General features: G+C 73.2%; 17 protein-coding genes. 2 read left to right on the forward strand and 15 right to left on the reverse strand.

What is annotated here, in order from left to right; translation table 11 throughout:
* Window positions 1–51: 51 nt before the first annotated feature.
* The 15 genes from cbiE to OG618_RS09435 all read right to left on the reverse strand — a co-directional run bounded on the left by cbiE (window position 52) and on the right by OG618_RS09435 (window position 16,213).
* The gene (cbiE, locus tag OG618_RS09365) at window positions 52–1,317 is read right to left on the reverse strand and encodes a precorrin-6y C5,15-methyltransferase (decarboxylating) subunit CbiE (protein WP_329486851.1); all 1,266 of its coding nucleotides are present in this window, start codon (window positions 1,315–1,317) and stop codon (window positions 52–54) included.
* 217 nt (window positions 1,318–1,534) lie between these two features.
* Window positions 1,535–2,218, reverse strand: coding sequence for a GNAT family N-acetyltransferase (locus OG618_RS09370; protein ID WP_329486852.1), 684 nt, complete (start codon window positions 2,216–2,218; stop codon window positions 1,535–1,537).
* A 204-nt stretch (window positions 2,219–2,422) separates the two neighbouring features.
* Window positions 2,423–3,250 carry a MetQ/NlpA family ABC transporter substrate-binding protein gene (locus tag OG618_RS09375; protein WP_329486853.1) on the reverse strand — a complete coding sequence of 276 codons (828 nt, stop codon included), beginning with the start codon at window positions 3,248–3,250 and terminating at the stop codon, window positions 2,423–2,425.
* Between the two features lie 58 nt (window positions 3,251–3,308).
* A complete protein-coding gene (locus OG618_RS09380; RefSeq protein WP_329486854.1) occupies window positions 3,309–4,046 on the reverse strand; it encodes a methionine ABC transporter permease in 738 nt (245 codons plus the stop codon).
* Window positions 4,043–5,083 (reverse strand): methionine ABC transporter ATP-binding protein, encoded by a 1,041-nt coding sequence (locus tag OG618_RS09385; protein WP_329486855.1) that lies wholly within the window; start codon window positions 5,081–5,083, stop codon window positions 4,043–4,045. Before OG618_RS09385 ends, OG618_RS09380 begins: the two co-directional genes overlap by 4 nt.
* A 558-nt stretch (window positions 5,084–5,641) precedes the next feature.
* Window positions 5,642–6,145 carry a GNAT family N-acetyltransferase gene (locus OG618_RS09390; protein WP_329486856.1) on the reverse strand — a complete coding sequence of 168 codons (504 nt, stop codon included), beginning with the start codon at window positions 6,143–6,145 and terminating at the stop codon, window positions 5,642–5,644.
* Window positions 6,146–6,455: 310 nt separating this feature from the next.
* Window positions 6,456–6,713: a hypothetical protein gene (locus OG618_RS09395; protein ID WP_329486857.1), complete on the reverse strand. Its 258-nt coding sequence runs from the start codon at window positions 6,711–6,713 to the stop codon at window positions 6,456–6,458.
* 115 nt (window positions 6,714–6,828) lie between these two features.
* Window positions 6,829–8,268 carry an argininosuccinate lyase gene (argH, locus tag OG618_RS09400; protein ID WP_329486858.1) on the reverse strand — a complete coding sequence of 480 codons (1,440 nt, stop codon included), beginning with the start codon at window positions 8,266–8,268 and terminating at the stop codon, window positions 6,829–6,831.
* Between the two features lie 97 nt (window positions 8,269–8,365).
* Complete coding sequence (locus tag OG618_RS09405; protein WP_329486859.1) at window positions 8,366–9,559, reverse strand: argininosuccinate synthase; 1,194 nt, start codon at window positions 9,557–9,559, stop codon at window positions 8,366–8,368.
* 171 nt (window positions 9,560–9,730) lie between these two features.
* Window positions 9,731–10,279 (reverse strand): arginine repressor, encoded by a 549-nt coding sequence (locus tag OG618_RS09410; protein ID WP_329486860.1) that lies wholly within the window; start codon window positions 10,277–10,279, stop codon window positions 9,731–9,733.
* Between the two features lie 17 nt (window positions 10,280–10,296).
* A complete protein-coding gene (locus OG618_RS09415) occupies window positions 10,297–11,541 on the reverse strand; it encodes an acetylornithine transaminase (RefSeq protein ID WP_329486861.1) in 1,245 nt (414 codons plus the stop codon).
* Complete coding sequence (gene argB / locus OG618_RS09420; protein WP_329492049.1) at window positions 11,538–12,413, reverse strand: acetylglutamate kinase; 876 nt, start codon at window positions 12,411–12,413, stop codon at window positions 11,538–11,540. The genes OG618_RS09415 and argB overlap by 4 nt, the downstream gene beginning before the upstream one ends.
* Window positions 12,414–12,525: 112 nt before the next feature.
* Entirely contained in the window at window positions 12,526–13,695 is a 1,170-nt protein-coding gene (gene argJ / locus OG618_RS09425) for a bifunctional glutamate N-acetyltransferase/amino-acid acetyltransferase ArgJ (RefSeq protein WP_329486862.1), read from the reverse strand.
* On the reverse strand, window positions 13,692–14,720 hold the full coding sequence (argC, locus tag OG618_RS09430) for an N-acetyl-gamma-glutamyl-phosphate reductase (RefSeq protein WP_329486863.1): 1,029 nt from the start codon (window positions 14,718–14,720) through the stop codon (window positions 13,692–13,694). The genes argJ and argC overlap by 4 nt, the downstream gene beginning before the upstream one ends.
* Before the next feature lie 221 nt (window positions 14,721–14,941).
* Window positions 14,942–16,213 carry a class I SAM-dependent methyltransferase gene (locus tag OG618_RS09435; RefSeq protein WP_329486864.1) on the reverse strand — a complete coding sequence of 424 codons (1,272 nt, stop codon included), beginning with the start codon at window positions 16,211–16,213 and terminating at the stop codon, window positions 14,942–14,944.
* Between the two features lie 98 nt (window positions 16,214–16,311).
* Here OG618_RS09435 and OG618_RS09440 point away from each other — a divergent pair, with 98 nt between their 5' ends.
* Both OG618_RS09440 and OG618_RS09445 read left to right on the forward strand, forming a co-directional pair.
* On the forward strand, window positions 16,312–16,713 hold the full coding sequence (locus tag OG618_RS09440; protein WP_329486865.1) for a VOC family protein: 402 nt from the start codon (window positions 16,312–16,314) through the stop codon (window positions 16,711–16,713).
* 76 nt (window positions 16,714–16,789) lie between these two features.
* A complete protein-coding gene (locus tag OG618_RS09445) occupies window positions 16,790–17,164 on the forward strand; it encodes an RNA-binding S4 domain-containing protein (RefSeq protein ID WP_329486866.1) in 375 nt (124 codons plus the stop codon).
* The last annotated feature ends 30 nt before the right edge of the window (window positions 17,165–17,194 follow it).

Here is a 17,194-nt window from a genome sequence, read left to right on the forward strand (position 1 = left end):
CGCCGGACCCCGCAATCGCCACCGGGGCGGCCGGGCGACGGCACCCGGTCTTCACACGATCTGCTCACCCCAGAGCAGGAGCACGCCGGGCTCGCCCGCCGCGAGCCCCAGGCCGCCGTCCGCCCCGACCGGGCGCAGCGGCGCGGACTGGAGCAACGCGCCGTCGGCGCGGTAGCCGGCCCCGGTGACGGCGCGGCGGATCTCCTCGGCCTCGGCGAGGGTGCGGGCCACCGCCGCGAAGCGCTCGGGCCGGCGGGCCAGGACGGCGCGCACCACGGCGATGCCGCCGGCCTCGACGACGGCCGCGTCGGGCTCCGGCAGGCCGCCGAGCACCTCGGGGCCGGAGCCGTGGACGGTCTCCACCTCGACGCCGAAGCGGCGGGCGTTGACCGTCAGCCGGGCGCAGGCGGAGCGGGAGGCCTCGACCGCGACGACGGCCGCGCCGAACCGGGCGGCCTCCACGGCGAGGGCGCCGCTGCCCGCGCCGACCGACCAGACCAAGTCCCCCGGACGGACACCCAGACGGGCCAGTACGAGGGCGCGCGCGTGCGCGGGCAGCGCCTCCGGCGCGCCGGGCGCGTCGTCCGCGCGCCCGGCGCCCGTGTAGGCGTCGCCGGGGAGCGCCCAGCCGCGGTCCGGGCCGGGGTAGCCGACCGGGCGGCCGGCCAGCCAGCCGGCCGCCTCGCCCACCGCGCCCGCCTGCGGACCGCCGCCGTTGCCGCCGATGACCAGCACCACGTTGGGGTCGCGCCAGATGTGGTCGGCGACCCGGTCGGAGGTGAGGACGGTGACGTCCTCCTCGGGGGTGCCGAGGGCCTCGCAGACCACGAAGGTGCGGTGCACCCCGCGCAGCATCAGGGCGAGTTCGCTCGGTCCGGCGCCGGGTGCGGTGAGCACGGCGACCTTGGCGTTGGCCCGGCAGATGTTGGCGGCCCGGCGCAGCCGTCCGCCGTGGGCGCTGACCACCTGGGCGTCCTCCCAGGGCATGCCGGCCCGGGCGAAGGCGACGGCGACCGAGGAGACGGCGGGCAGGACTTCGAGTTCGAGGCCGTACTCGGGGCGGCGCAGGGTGCGCACGACGCCGAAGAAGCCCGGGTCGCCCTCGGCCACCACCACGGCGGCGCCGCGGTGTTCGGCGATCCGGCGGGCCGCCAGCCCGACGTTGCCGAGCACGAGCCGCTCCGCGCTCGGGGGCACCGGGAGGGCGTTGAGCTGGTAGGGGGCGCCGGCCACGAGGGTGGCCGCGGCGAGTGCCGCGCCGGCGGCCTCGGTCAGCGGGGTGCCGTCCCACCCGATGACCGTGATCCGGTCAGCCATCTGCGGCCGTTCTCCCTCGCCTCGGTGCGCCGACATGCCGCGCCCGCTTACGGCGCCGAGGGAGAGGCTACCGGGTGCGTTCCCCTCGGCGCCGACTTCTCGCACACATGTCCGCCGTTCGTCGGCCGCCGCTCCCCCGCCGGTCACCGCGCGGCCCACCGGTCACCGTGCGCCGGCTGGTCACCGTGCGGCCCGCCCGGGCCCGGACGGCGGCGGGTCAGTCGCGCAGGACGTAGCGGTGGTCGTCGTGCCAGGCGCTCTCCGGCTCCGCCGGGTTCTCCATGTCCTCGGGGAGCAGGCTCCACAGGATGAGGTCGCTGCGGCTCTCGGCCGCGCTCCGGTGGCCGGACGGCACCTCCGCGGTGTGCGTACCGGCTCCGACGGACTCGGCCGGTTCGCCGCGCACTATCCAGGCGCTGCGCAGCACGCCCTCGCTGATGGCGCCGACCTTCTGGGCGACCTGCTGGGCGGCGGTGTTGCCGGCGGCGGTGCGCATCTCCAGGCGCAGGAAACCGCGGTCCTCGAACAGCCACTGGGCGGTGCCCAGGACGGCCTCGGGCGCGTAGCCCTCGCCGCGCGCCCAGGGGGCGGTGACGTAGGCGATCTCGGTGGAGCGCAGCCGCCAGTCGGTGTTGCGCAGCTCGACCAGGCCGACCAGGCGCTGGGTGAGGTGTTCGGTGACGGCGAAGACGATGCCGCGGCCGGCCGCCCGGTGGGCGGGGGCGAGGGTGCGGGCGAGTTCGGCGGCGTAGGCCTCGGTGAAGGGGTACGGGAGGTCGGTCCAGGCGAGGACGAGTTCGTCGGCCGTCATCGCGGCGAGGCCGGGGGCGTCGTTCTCCGCAAGGGGGCGCAGCAGCAGCCGCTCGGTGCTGATGGCGGTCTCGGGGAAGCTCGCTGCCATGCCGTCTCTCCTCGCCGGTCGTGGACACACCGTACGCCTCACCGGTACCCCGGATGTCGCGCGGTGCGCGGACCGCACGACGGTACGTCAGAACGCGGTCTGTCAGGGCGTCACTGGTGCATACTGCCCGACCGGGCCCTCGCCGAGGTGCGGCGGGGGCCCGGTCGTGGACGTGCGGTTCGGTGGTGCCGGTGGGGCCTCCGGTCAGAACGCCGGGATGACGGAACCCTTGAAGGTGTCGTCGATGTACTTCTTGACCTCGGCGGAGTGGAGCAGCTCGGCGAGCTTCTTGACCCGGGGGTCGTTCTCCTTGCCCTGCTTGACCGCGAGGATGTTGGCGTAGGGGTTGCCCTCGGCCTTCTCCAGCAGCAGCGAGTCGCCGGCGGGCTTGAGGCCGGCGTCGAGGGCGTAGTTGCCGTTGATCACGGCGGCGTCGAGGTCGTCGATGGAGCGGGGCAGCTGGGCGGCCTCCAGCTCCTTCCACTTGAGGTTCTTCGGGTTGCCGGTGATGTCCTGCGGGGTCGCGGCGGTGCCGACGCCGGCCTTGAGGGTGATCACGTTGTTGTCGGCGAGCAGCTTGAGCGCGCGGCCCTCGTTGGTGGCGTCGTTGGGCAGGCCGACGGTGGCGCCGTCCTTGAGGTCGCCGATGGCCTTGACCTTCTTCGAGTACACGCCCAGCGGCTCCAGGTGGACCGGCTCGACGGAGACGATCTGGGTGCCGTGCTTCTTGTTGAAGTCCTCCAGGTACGGCACGTGCTGGAAGTAGTTCGCGTCGGCCGAGCCGTCCTGCACCGCGGTGTTGGGGGTCACGTAGTCGGTGACCTCCTTGATGGTGAGCTTGAGGCCGGCCTTGTCCGCGAGGTTGTCCTTGACGAACTTCAGGATCTGCCCGTGCGGGGTGGGGCTGGCGACCACGGTGAGCGGGGCGTTCGGGTCGGAGGAGCCGGACGAGCCGGAGCTTCCGCAGGCGGCCAGCGAGAGGGCGATGCCGGCCGTGGCGAGGACGCTGGTGAACTTCAGGGCGTTGCGCACGAAAAGTGCCTTTCTGCGTGATACGGGGAGCCGGGTCCGGAATCGGACGCCGGGAGGTCTAGAGGGCGACGAGGTCCTCGTCGGGGGCGGCCGGGGTCGTGCCGCGCGGGCGGAGCAGGCGGGTCCGGCCGCCGGTGCGCCCGCGGTTGGCGAGCCGGCCCACGGCCCAGTCGCCGAGCAGCTGCACCAGGGTCACGATGATCACCAGCTCCGCGACGATGATCCACATGAAGGCGGTCTCGAAGCGGAAGTACCCGTAGTTGATGGCAAGGGTGCCGAGGCCCCCGCCGCCGACCACGCCGGCCATCGCGGAGTAGCTGATCAGCGTGATGACCGTGGTGGTGACGGAGGCGGTCAGGCCGGGCAGCGACTCCGGGAGCAGGGCCTTGCGGACGATGGTCCAGGTGGAGGCGCCCATGGCCTGCAGCGCTTCGACCAGGCCGCGGTCGACCTCGCGCAGGGAGGTCTCGACCAGCCGGGCGAAGAAGGGGATCGCGCCGATGGTGAGCGGCACGGTCGCGGCCTCCCAGCCGATGGAGGTGCCGACCAGCCAGCGGGTGAAGGAGATCAGGGCGATCATCAGGATGATGAACGGCACCGAGCGGACGATGTTCACGATCGCGCCGAGCACCTTGTTGACCGGCCGGTTCTGCAGCAGCCCGCCCTTGTCGGTGAGCACCAGCAGGACGCCGAGCGGCAGGCCGAGCAGGACGGTGCCGGCGGTGGCGACGCCGACCATCTGGAGGGTCTCCCAGGTGGCGGGCCACATCAGTTCCTGCATCTGGTCCCAGGTCATGCCACCGCTCCGCTCGCCTTGTCGATGCCGGTCGTGTCGAGCACGTCCACCTGCAGGCCCTGCTCGCGCAGGAACCCGATCGGCACCACGTTGTCCTGGTGGCCGCCGGGGAGTTCGACCCGCATCCGGCCGACCATGCGGCCGGCGATGGTCTCGACGGCGGCGCCGAGGATGTTGATGTCGATCTGGTACGTGCGGGCGAGCTGGGAGACGAAGGGCTGGGCGGAGCTGTCGCCCTGGAAGGTGATCTCCAGCACGGTGCGGCCGGGGTGGCCGGTGCCGAACTCGCTGAGCGGGAAGAGCTCGCGGGCGAGTTCCGAGCCGGGCTTGGCCAGCAGGTCGGTGAGCTCGCCGGACTCGACCACCCGGCCGCCGCGCATCAGGGCGGCGGAGTCGCAGACGGACTTGATGACGTCCATCTCGTGGGTGATCAGCAGGACGGTCAGGCCGAGCTGCTGGTTGAGGTCGCGCAGCAGCTTGAGGATCGAGCGGGTGGTCTCCGGGTCGAGGGCCGAGGTGGCCTCGTCGGAGAGCAGCACCTTGGGGTCGCCGGCGAGGGCGCGGGCGATGCCGACGCGCTGCTTCTGGCCGCCGGAGAGCTGGCCGGGGTAGCTGCGGGCCTTGTCGCCGAGGCCGACCAGGTCGAGCAGTTCGGCGGCCTTGCGGCGGCGCTCGGTGCGGTCCAGGCCGACGATCTCCAGCGGGAGCTCGACGTTCTGCTGCACGGTGCGGGAGGCGAGCAGGTTGAAGTGCTGGAAGACCATGCCGATCCGGCGGCGTGCCTCGCGCAGTTCCTTGCCGGCCCGGTTCTCACCGCCCGCGAGCGCGGTGAGCTCGACGCCGTCCACGGTGACGGTGCCGGAGCTGGGGCGCTCCAGCATGTTGACGCAGCGGATGAGGGTGGACTTGCCGGCGCCGCTGGTGCCGACGACTCCGTAGACCTCGCCGGGGCGCACGTGCAGGTCGACGCCGGCGAGGGCGGTCACCTCGCGGCCGCGGGAGCGGTAGACCTTGGTGAGGTCCGTGGTGGTGATCACAGCTGCTTCCGTGGGTCGGGGGCGGACGGCGTGGAGCCGCCGGACCGGGTTGCGGTCGGCGGGACGGACGGCGTCGCACCGGGGGGATCCGGACCTGCCACCCCTTGATCGTCGCCGCTGGGCGGCCGGGCCGCGCGACGGCGTGGCCCTAACGAGTCATCAGGGACGACCGCCGGCCCGTGGCCGGGCAGGCGGACGGAGCGGGTGGTGCTCCACAGGCTGGGGCGTGCTCGCACTGACGGGAGCAGGCCGGGTCTCGCTTCGGGGCGCGAGGGGGAGGGCCCCGGCCGACGGCCGGGGAGGGGACGGTGGCCCTCAGCGGTGACACATTCGACGACACATGGCGCGCTCACCTGCCGGCAGGGTGCCGGTGGGGGTCCATTTCGTCGTCGCAGTCATGTGAGCCAGTAAATCAGAAGGTTCGACTTCGTCCCAACTATTCGGATTCGCTGTCCGCAATACGGACAGCAACCCCTGTGAGCTGCTGCGATGCACCTCGGCGCCGCCCCCGGATCGTCCGGATGATGGCGGCGCCGGGTAACGGCGACGGCGCGGGGCTCAGGCGGTCGCGGCGAGCGGCGCCACCGCGGGCTTCTCCAGGTGGACCAGGCCCGGCCCGCCGTCGACCTGCTCGACGGCGGTCTGGCGGTAGCCCTGACGGGTGTAGAGGCGCAGGTTGCCCAAGCTGCGGTGGCCCGTGAACAGGCGGTACGCCGTCACGGGGCGGCCGTCGGCGGCGAGGCGGCGCTCCAGGGCCTCCAGCAGGCGGCCGCCGAGGCCGTGGCGCTGCATCCGGGGGTGGACGACCAGGCGCCCTATCCGGCCGATGCCGTCGGGGCCGATCCGGCCGCGGACGGTGCCGACCACCTCGTCACCGAGCCGGGCGACCAGGACGTACTGCTCGGTGAGCTCCTCGCGCAGGCTCTCCAGGGTCTGCGTCAGCGGCTCCAGGCTCCAGTCGCCGTACAGCTCGGCCTCGCTCTGGTAGCCGAGGTACTGCAGCTTGAGGATCTGCTCCGCGTCCTCGGTGTCCGCCACCGAGATGATCACGCTCATGCCCATGTGCTGGGGCCTCCCCATCGTCGTGCCCGGCGCGCAGAGTGAGGGTGTCGCACCGGATGCCCTGCCGGAGATGTCCCGGCCGGGGATCGGTCCTGGCCGGGGGTGGCGCACGAACGCGCCCGTCGGGCGGCCCGGTGGGGCCACGGCGACGGCGACGCGCTCACGCTCAGTATCCGAGTGATCGCGCCGCCGTCAAGAGCCGCGTTCGCCAGCGCTCTACCCGCGCGTCAGCTGCTCTCAACCTTCCGGCCGTACGACGTGGCGAGGGTCACGTCGTACGGCCGGGCCGACGGCCGCGGGCCCGGGCCGGCTACGGATAGCGCTCGGCGTGCAGAACGGCCCGCAGGCAGGCGAGGCAGCGGGACCGGGTGGGGCCGATCGAGCCGCGCGGCATGCCGAGCCGCGCGGAGAGCTCGCGGTAGGTCGGCGGCGGGTCCTCGGCGAGGGCGGCGACGAGCTGCGGGCAGCGGCCCGGCAGGGCGGCCACCGCCGCCCGGACGGCGCGGCGCCGCAGCGCGGCGAGGACCTCGTCCTCGGCGGACGGGACGACGGGAAGGATGGTGCACATACCGTGCATGACCTGCTCCGGGCCGGGCCGGTTACGGCCGACCGGGCGTGAGCACCCGAAGGGGGCGCGGCGCTCGATCCGCCACGCCCCTTCGAGGGGTACCGCTTCGGGGGTGTCAGCCCTGGACCCACTCCTCCTGGAGCGCCAGGTCGTCCTTCACCTCGGCGAGCTGGACGGCCACCGCCGAGGGGGCCGTGCCGCCGCGGCCGTTGCGCGAGGCGATCGCGCCGTGGACGCTGAGCACCGAGCGGACGTCGGGCGTCAGGTGCTCGGAGATCCGCGCGAACTGCTCGTCCGTCAGGTCGGAGAGCTCGATGCCCTGCTGCTCGCAGACCTTGACGCAGGCACCTGCGACCTCGTGCGCGACCCGGAACGGCACGCCCTGCTTGACCAGCCACTCGGCGATGTCGGTGGCGAGCGAGAAGCCCGCCGGGGCGAGCTCCTCCAGCCGGTCCCGGTGCACGGTGAGGGTGGCCATCATGCCGGTGAAGGCCGGCAGCAGCACCTCCAGCGTGTCGCAGGAGTCGAAGACCGGCTCCTTGTCCTCCTGGAGGTCCCGGTTGTAGGCGAGCGGCAGCGCCTTCAGCGTCGCCAGCAGGCCGGTCAGGTTTCCGATCAGCCGGCCGGACTTGCCGCGGGCCAGCTCGGCGATGTCCGGGTTCTTCTTCTGCGGCATGATCGAGGAGCCGGTGGAGAAGGCGTCGTGCAGGGTGATGAAGCCGAACTCCTTGGTGTTCCAGATGATCACCTCCTCCGCGATCCGGGAGAGGTTGATCCCGATCATCGCGGTGACGAAGGCGAACTCGGCGACGAAGTCGCGCGAGGCCGTCCCGTCGATGGAGTTGCCGACCGAGCCCCGCTCGAAGCCGAGGTCGGCGGCGACCGCCTGCGGGTCGAGGCCGAGCGAGGAACCGGCCAGCGCACCGGAGCCGTACGGGGAGACGGCGGTGCGCACGTCCCACTGGCGCAGCCGCTCGGCGTCCCGGCCGAGGGCGTGCACGTGCGCGAGGACGTGGTGGGCGAAGAGCACCGGCTGCGCGTGCTGGAGGTGGGTGCGCCCCGGCATGGCGGTGTGCGGGTGCTCCTCGGCCAGGCCGACCAGGGCGTGCTGGAGGTCCAGGATCAACCCGCCGATGATCCGGGCGTGGTCGCGCAGGTACATCCGGAACAGCGTGGCGATCTGGTCGTTGCGCGAGCGGCCGGCCCGCAGCTTGCCGCCCAGGTCGGCGCCGAGCCGCTCCAGCAGGCCGCGCTCCAGCGCGGTGTGGACGTCCTCGTCGGCGACGGTGCCGGTGAAGGTGCCGGCCTCGACGTCGGCGAGCAGCTGGTCCAGCCCGGCGAGCATGCCGTCGAGTTCCTCGGCGCTGAGCAGCCCGGCCTTGTGCAGGACGCGGGCGTGGGCCTTCGAGCCGGCGATGTCGTACGGCGCGAGGCGCCAGTCGAAGTGCACCGAGGCGGAGAGCCTGGCGAGCGCCTCGGACGGGCCGTCGGCGAAGCGCGCGCCCCAGAGGCGCAGCTCAGGAGAGTTACTGGCGGCGGTCTGGTCGGCAGGCATCGCTGGGCTCCTTACAAGGTGGCGGGTCGGGGGCGGCCCCGGCCGCGAGGGGGCGCGGCCGGGGCCCGGCAGGTGGTCGGACGACCGGGCGGTCGGCTCAGCCGAGGTCGCGGCGGGCGGCGATCTTCGAGGACATCCCGAAGATCTCGATGAAGCCCTTGGACATCGACTGGTCGAAGGTGTCGCCGGTGTCGTAGGTGGCGAGGTTGAAGTCGTACAGCGACTGGTCGGACTTGCGGCCGTCGACGACGGCCCGGCCGGCGTGCAGCACCATCCGGATCTCTCCGGTGACGTGCTGGTTGGCCTCGTTGACGAAGCCGTCCAGCGCCCGCTTCAGCGGGGAGAACCAGAGGCCGTCGTAGACCAGCTCGGCCCAGCGCTGCTCCACCTGCCGCTTGTAGCGGGCGAGTTCGCGCTCGACGGTGACGTTCTCCAGGGCCTGGTGGGCGGTGATCAGGGCGATCGCGCCGGGGGCCTCGTAGATCTCCCGGGACTTGATGCCGACCAGTCGGTCCTCGACCATGTCGAGCCGGCCGATGCCCTGGGCCCCGGCCCGCTTGTTGAGCTCCTCGATGGCCTGCAGGACGGTCACCTTGCGGCCGTCGATGGCGACCGGGACGCCGGCGTCGAAGGTGATGACCACCTGGTCGGCCTCGCGCGGGGTGGCCGGGTTCTGGGTGTACTCGTAGACGTCCTCGATCGGGGCGTTCCAGATGTCCTCCAGGAAGCCGGTCTCGACGGCGCGACCGAAGACGTTCTGGTCGATCGAGTACGGGGACTTCTTGGTGGTGGCGATCGGCAGGCCCTTGGCCTCGGCGAAGGCGATCGCCTTGTCCCGGGTCATCGCGTAGTCGCGGACCGGGGCGATGCACTTCAGCTGGGGGGCCAGCGACTGGATGCCGACCTCGAAGCGGACCTGGTCGTTGCCCTTGCCGGTGCAGCCGTGGGCGACGGTGGTGGCGCCGTGCTTCTGCGCGGCGGCGACCAGGTGCTTGACGATGGCCGGCCGGGAGAGGGCCGACACCAGCGGGTACTGGCCCTGGTACAGGGCGTTGGCCTTGATGGCCGGGAGGCAGTACTCGTCGGCGAACTCGTCGCGGGCGTCCGCGACCTCGGCCTCGACGGCGCCGCAGTCCAGCGCCCGCTGGCGGATGACCTCCAGGTCCTCGCCGCCCTGGCCGACGTCGACGGCGACGGCGATGACCTCGGCGCCCGTCTCCTCGGCGATCCAGCCGATGCAGACGGACGTGTCCAGACCGCCCGAGTAGGCGAGTACGACGCGCTCGGTCACGGCTTTCTCCTTCACAACAGTGCGAACAGGCTTACGGCGATAGGCATAAGTATGCACTACACCGTATGGATTTCAAAACCCCTGCCGAGGAACGGGCGAACCGGGGTCACGGGGCGGTGCGTCGGGCGGGCGGAACGGAGCGGGCCCGGGTCGGCCGGGCCCGGCCGAGGGCTACTGGGCCTTGGCCTGGGCGAGCTGCATCAGGTGGTCGGCGAGGGCCTGGCCGCCGGAGGGATCGCGGCTGATCAGCAGGACGGTGTCGTCCCCGGCGATGGTGCCGATGATCTCGAAGACCTCGGCCTGGTCGATCGAGGAGGCCAGGAACTGGGCCGCGCCCGGCGGGGTCCGCAGGACGACGAGGTTGCCGGAGGCGGTGGCGGAGACCATGAGCTCGCCGGCCAGCCGGGCCATCCGGCCCTCGCTGGCCGACTCCCCCATCGGTGCGCGCGGCGTGCGGTCGCCGCCCTCGGCCGGGACGGCGTAGATGAGCGCGCCGTCCCGGTTGCGGATCTTCACCGCTCCCAGCTCGTCCAGGTCCCGGGAGAGGGTGGCCTGGGTGACCACCAGTCCGTCGTCGGCGAGCAGCTTGGCGAGCTGGCTCTGCGAGCGCACGGGCTGGCGGGTGAGCAGGTCCACGATTCGCCGGTGGCGCGCGGTGCGGGTCTGCGGGACCTGCGGCGTCGGACCGGCGGCGGGCTGGTCGGCGTGGGGAACGGTCATGTGATTATTCTCCCGGACTACGCTCGGCTCGCATCGGCCGGGGCGTTCTCCCGCACCGTCCGGAGGATCTCCGGCAGCGCGGCCAGGAAGGCGTCCGCGTCCTGCTCGGTGAGCACCAGCGGGGGCGCGAGCCGGACGGCGTCCGGGACGGCGGCGTTGACCAGGAAGCCGGCCTCCTGGGCGGCGGCCTGGACCTTCGCGGCCACCGGCGCGGTCAGCACGATGCCGAGCAGCAGGCCGGCCCCGCGCACGTGCGAGACCAGCGGGTCGCCGATCGCCTCGACCCCGTGCCGCAGCCGCTCACCGATCTTGCGGACGTGCTCCAGCAGGCCCTCGGACTCGATGGTGTCGAGCACCGCGAGAGCCGCCGCCGCGACCACCGGATTGCCGCCGAAGGTGGTGCCGTGCTGGCCCGGGGTGAGCAGCTCGGCGGCCTCCCCGAACGCGAGCACGGCGCCGATCGGCAGCCCGCCGCCGAGTGCCTTGGCGAGGGTGACCACGTCCGGCTCGACGCCCTCGACGGCCTGGTGGGCGAACCAGTACCCGGTGCGGCCGATGCCGGTCTGGATCTCGTCCAGGACGAGCAGGGTGCCGGTGGCCCGGGTGATCTCGCGGGCGGCCCGCAGGTAGCCGTCGGGCAGCGGGATCGCGCCGTTCTCGCCCTGGATCGGCTCCAGGAAGACGGCCGCGGTCTCCACGGTCACGGCCGCGCGCAGCGCCTCGACGTCACCGAAGGGGACGTGGGTGACCTCGCCGGGCAGCGGCAGGAACGGCTCCTGCTTGGCGGGCTGGCCGGTGAGCGCGAGGGCGCCCATCGTCCGGCCGTGGAAGCCGCCCTGGAGGGCGACCACATGGGTGCGGCCGGTCCGTCGGCTGATCTTGAACGCGGCCTCGTTGGCCTCGGCGCCGGAGTTGCAGAAGAACACCCGGCCGTCCCGGCCCGAGAGCGTCAGCAGCCGCTCGGCCAGCGCGATGGTCGGCTCGGCCATGAAGAGGTTGGAGACGTGGCCGAGGGTCGAGATCTGCCGGGTGACGGCCTCGACGACCGCCGGGTGGCCGGTGCCGAGGGCGTTGACGGCGATGCCGCCGAGCAGGTCGGTGTACTCCTTGCCGTCGGCGTCCCACAGCTTGGCGCCCTCGCCGCGGACCAGCGGGATCCGCGGGGTGCCGTAGTTGTCGGTGAAGGCGTGCTGCCAGCGGTCGGTGAGCCGCTCGTTGCCGGTCGGCTGCGCGCTGCCGCTGTGCTGTGCGTCGGTCGTCATGCCAGTCCCCCGGTCACGGTCGCTTCGTCGTCCGGCACGACCATCGTGCCGATGCCCTCGTCGGTGAAGATCTCCAGCAACAGGCTGTGCTGCACCCGGCCGTCCAGGACGCGGGCGGTGCCCACGCCGGAGCGGACGGCCCGCAGGCAGCCCTCCATCTTGGGGAGCATGCCGCTGGCCAGCTCGGGCAGCAGCTCCTCCAGCTCGGTCGCGCTGAGCTGGCTGATCACGTCGTCGGAGTGCGGCCAGTCGGCGTACAGGCCCTCGACGTCGGTGAGGACGACGAGCATCTCGGCGCCGAGCGCCACCGCGAGGGCGGAGGCGGCGGTGTCGGCGTTGATGTTGTAGACGTGCCCGTCGGTGCCCCGGGCGATCGAGGAGATCACCGGGATCCGGCCGTCGGCGATCAGCGCCTTCACCGCGCCGGCCTCGATGTTGACGATGTCGCCGACCAGGCCGATGTCGACCTGCTCGCCGTCGACCACCGCGTACCGCTTGACGGCGGTCATGGTGTGGGCGTCCTCGCCGGTCATGCCGACCGCGAACGGGCCGTGGCCGTTGAGCAGCCCGACCAGTTCGCGCTGGACCTGGCCGGCCAGCACCATCCGGACCACGTCCATGGTCTCGGGAGTGGTGACCCGCAGGCCGTTGGTGAACGAGGACTCCAGGCCGAGCTTGTCGAGCTGGGCGCTGATCTGCGGGCCGCCGCCGTGGACCACGACGGGGTGCAGACCGGCGTAGCGCAGGAAGACGACGTCCTGGGCGAACGCCGCCTTGAGGCTCTCGTCCACCATGGCGTTGCCGCCGAACTTCACGACGACGGTCTTGCCGTGGAAGCGCTCCAGCCAGGGCAGCGCCTCGATCAGCGTCATGGCCTTGGGCAACGCGGTGTTGTTGCGGGCCTGTTCGCCCTTGGGTGCGATCTGCACGTGTGTGGTCCCCGGCTCGGTCGGCAGGTGCGGCTGTGGCGGCTGTCAGCGGCTGTCAGGTGGAGTAGGCGCTGTTCTCGTGCACGTAGTCGGCGGTGAGGTCGTTGGTCCACACCGTCGCGGCGGCCTCGCCGGCGTTCAGACGGGCGGTGATGACGATCTCCCGGCCGGTCATGTCGACGAGGTCGCGGTCCTCCCCGACGCTGCCGTCCCGGCAGACCCAGACGCCGTTGATGGCGACGTCGAGGCGGTCCGGGTCGAAGGCGGCGTCGGTGGTGCCGATCGCGGCCAGCACCCGGCCCCAGTTCGGGTCCTCGCCGTGGAGGGCGCACTTGAGCAGGTTGTTGCGGCTGATGACCCGGGCGACGCCGACGGCCTCCGCCTCGGTGGCGGCGTCGGTGACGTCGATCCGGATGTCCTTGCTCGCGCCCTCGGCGTCACCGATCAGCTGCCGCGCGAGGTCGGCGCAGACGGTGCGGACGGCCTCGTCGAACCCGGCCTGCTCCGGGGTGATGCCGGAGGCGCCGGAGGCGAGCAGCAGCACCGTGTCGTTGGTCGACATGCAGCCGTCGGAGTCGATCCGGTCGAAGGTGGTGCGGGTGGCGGCGCGCAGCGAGACGTCCAGGGCGGCGGCATCGAGCGCGGCGTCGGTGGTCAGGACGACCAGCATGGTGGCGAGGCCGGGGGCGAGCATGCCGGCGCCCTTGGCCATGCCGCCGACCGTCCAGCCGTCCTTCGTCACCTGGGCGGTCTTGTGGACGGTGTCGGTCGTCTTGATGGCGATCGCGGCGGCCTCGCCACCGGCGGCGTCGAGCTGCCCGGCGGCGAGGGCGACACCGGGCAGCAGGATGTCCATCGGCAGGCGCAGGCCGATCAGGCCGGTGGAGGCGACGGCGATCTCGCCGGCGTTGAGCCCCAGCTCCTCGGCGGCCCTCTCGGCGGTGGCGTGGGTGTCCTGGAAGCCGAGCGGGCCGGTGCAGGCGTTGGCGCCACCGGAGTTGAGGACGACGGCGGAGACCTGACCGCCCTTGAGGACCTGCTCCGACCAGAGCACGGGCGCGGCCTTGACCCGGTTGCTGGTGAAGACTCCGGCGGCGGCCAGCGACGGGCCGTCGTTGACGACGAGGGCGAGGTCGGGGGTGCCGGAGTCCTTGATCCCGGCGGTGACGCCGGCGGCCCGGAAGCCCTTGGCGGCGGTCACGCCGACGTTGACGTTCTTGGTCACGGTGCGACTCCGATCAGGGGAAGGCCGAGCTCCTCGGGCAGGCCGAGGGCGATGTTCATGCTCTGCACCGCGCCGCCGGCGGTGCCCTTGACCAGGTTGTCGATCGCGCTGATCGCGATGATCCGCCCGGCGCTCTCGTCCAGGGCGACCTGGACCAGGGCGGCGTTGGAGCCGTAGACGCTGCTGGTCTGCGGCCACTGGCCCTCGGCCAGCAGGTGGACGAAGGGCTCGTCGGCGAACGCCTCGGTGTAGGCGGCGCGCAGGGCCTCGCCGGTCACCCCGGGCTTCGCCTTGGCGGAGCAGGTGGCGAGGATGCCGCGCGGCATCGGCACCAGGGTGGGCGTGAAGGAGACGGTGACCGGCTCGCCCGCGACCGGGGTGAGGTTCTGCGACATCTCCGGGGTGTGCCGGTGCTGCCCGCCGACGCCGTAGGCGCTGACGTTGCCCATCACCTCGCTGCCGAGCAGGTGGGTCTTGGCGGCCTTGCCGGCGCCCGAGGTGCCGGAGGCGGCGACGATCACGGCCTCGGGCTCGGCGAGCCCGGCCGCGTACGCCGGGAAGAGTGCCAGCGAGACGGCGGTCGGGTAGCAGCCGGGGACGGCGATGCGGTTGCCGCCCTTGAGCGCGGCGCGGTGGCCGGGCAGCTCGGGGAGGCCGTAGGGCCAGGTGCCGGCGTGCGCGGAGCCGTAGAACTGTTCCCAGTCGGCGGCGGCCTTCAGCCGGAAGTCGGCGCCGCAGTCGACGACCAGGACGTTCTGGCCGAGGGCCTCGGCGACGGCGGCGGACTGGCCGTGCGGCAGTGCCAGGAACACCACGTCGTGGTCGGCCAGCACCTCGGGGGTGGTGGGCTCCAGGATCCGGTCGGCGAGCGGGATCAGGTGCGGCTGCAGGGTGCCGAGCCTGGTACCCGCGTTCGAGCCGCCGGTCAGCGCCCCGATCTCCACCTCGGGGTGGCCGAGCAGCAGGCGCAGCACCTCACCGCCCGCGTATCCGCTCGCACCGGCGACGGCGACTCGCAATGCCATGGCAGTTCCCTCCTTGGTCGGAGCATGAATATACGCATCACGGAACATTCATGCAAGGGAGTGCGCGGCGGACCGGCAGGCGGCCAGCTCCACACCCGGGCGGCGGGGTGCGCCGTCCATCGCGGGCGGCTCGCCACCCGTCGGCGCCATGAGCTTAGGTTACCCTTAGTTGATCGTCGGGCGGCGCGCTCCCGCCGCCGTCGGCCCGGCCCCCGCCCGGGTCACCGGCGGACGGCCCGCAGCACCACGAACTTCGGGTTGCCCGCGACGACTTCGCAGTTCCCGAAGAGGCGGCGCAGCTTGACGTGGTAGCCGAGATGACGGTTGCCGACCACCCAGAGTTCGCCACCCGGGCGCAGCGCCCGGCGGGCACCGGTGAACATCCGCCAGGCGGTGGCGTCGGTGGTGGCCTGGTGGGAGTGGAACGGCGGGTTGTTCAGCACCAGGTCGACCGAGCCGGCCGGGACGGCGTCCGTGCCGAGGGCGTCGGCGGTGAGGAACTCGGCGGGCGCCCGCGGGCCGAGGTTCTCCCGGAAGGTCGCCTCGGCCGAGGCGACGGCCTGGTGGGACTCGTCGACGAAGACCAGCTCGGCGCCGGGACTGGCGAGCGCCGCCGCGGTGCCGACCACGCCGTTGCCGCAGCCGAGGTCGACGACCCGGGCCCCGGGGGCGGCCACCGGCAGGTGACCGAGCAGGAAGCGGGTGCCGATGTCGAGCCGCTCGGCGCAGAAGGTACCGGCGTGGTTGACCACCGTGCGCCCGGAGGCCGGGCCGATGTCGCCGGGCAGCGCGTAGCGGTGCGGCCAGGGGTTGGGGCCGGGGTCGAGCGCCGGGTCGGGGGTGCAGAAGATCAGCCGGGCCTTGCGGGCCGCGAGCGAGGTGCGGGTCGGGCCGAGGATCCGCTCGAAGAGCTGGAGGGTGGAGGTGTGGATCTCGGTGACCATGCCGGTGCCGATCACCACCGTGCCGGGGTGCACGGCGGGCGCGAGGCGGTGCAGCTGGTCCTCCAGCAGCGCGAGGCTCTTGGGGACGCGGACCAGTAGGACGTCGACCCGCCCGGGCGGGGTGTCGCGGGTGGTGAGCAGCCGGGCCGCGTCGGGGGCGGCGCCGGCCCGGGCGAGGTTGGCCAGGGTGGCCTGCCGGCCGAGGTGGGAGTCGCTGATCTGGACCGGGGCGGTACTCGGGGCGGGGGCCGGCACGGGGGCCGGCGCCGAGGCCGTCCCGGCGGTCGGCGCCGAGGACAGCGCGGTGGTCAGGGCCGTGGTCAGCGCGCCCCAGCGGTCGCCGAGGACGACGACGGTGCGGCCGGTGAGCTCGGTGACCGCCCCCTGGGCGCTGTCCGCCTCCCCGGCGAGATGGCGCAGCAGGTACTCGTCGGCGGCGTCCCAGGCGCGCAGCCGCTCGCGCGGGTCCTCCGGGAAGCGGGTGAGGTCGAAGGTGCCCCACGGGGTGGTGAAGGGGGTCGCGGCGGTGGGCGTGCTGAGGCGGTTCATCGTGATCTCAGGCTAGCCGACCACCGGGCGCCGACCGTCCGGTCGGCCGATACTGGAGGGGCCCGACCGGAAGGTCCTGACCGGAAGGGGATTGGGCCATGGACTGGAAGCTCGAAGTGGTGGTGGTCCCGGTGTCGGACGTGGCACGGGCCAAGATCTTCTACGAGGAACAGGCCGGTTTCACCGTCGACCACGACACCCGGATCCGGGACGGGGTCCGGGTGGTGCAGCTGACGCCGCCGGGCTCCGGCTGTTCGATCGTGGTGGGCACCGGGGTCACGGACGCGCCGCCGGGCTCGGTGAAGGGCCTGCAGCTGGTGGTGCCGGACATCGTCAAGGCGCACGGCGAGCTGGTGGCGCGGGGCGTGGAGGTGAGCCCGGTCCAGCACTTCGAGGACGGCGCCCGGGTGGACGGCCGCGGCGGGGCGTGGAACTCGTTCGTCTTCTTCAACGACCCGGACGGCAACGGCTGGGCGGTCCAGGAGTCGCCGCCCGGCTGACCCCGGCGCCCTCGCCGGCCCGGAGCCCGCGCAGACCCCGGCGCGGCGCCGGGCCGGCCGTGGGTAGGCTCGGGGGATGGTCGAAGACGAGGGAAGCGTCCGGGTGGACAGCTGGATCTGGTCGGTGCGGCTCACCAAGACGCGCGCGCTGGCGGCGGCCGCCTGCCGGGCCGGACACGTCCGGGTGAACGGCGAGCGGGTCAAGCCCGCGCAGGCGCTGAAGGCCGGCGACGAGGTGCGCGTGCGCCAGGAGGGCTTCGAGCGGATCGTCGTGGTGAAGCGGCTGGTCCGCAAGCGGGTCGGGGCGGTCGTCGCGGCCGAGTGCCTGGTGGACAACAGCCCGCCGAGGCCGCCGCGCGAACTGCTGGCGGCGGCCGGCGAGCGCGACCGGGGCGCCGGCCGGCCCACCAAGCGGGACCGCCGCGAGCTCGACCAGCTGCGGCACGGCTAGCGGACGGCACGGCCGGCGGACCGCCCCGGG

This window comes from Kitasatospora sp. NBC_01246 (assembly GCF_036226505.1).
In the GTDB taxonomy this organism is placed as follows: Bacteria; Actinomycetota; Actinomycetes; order Streptomycetales; family Streptomycetaceae; genus Kitasatospora.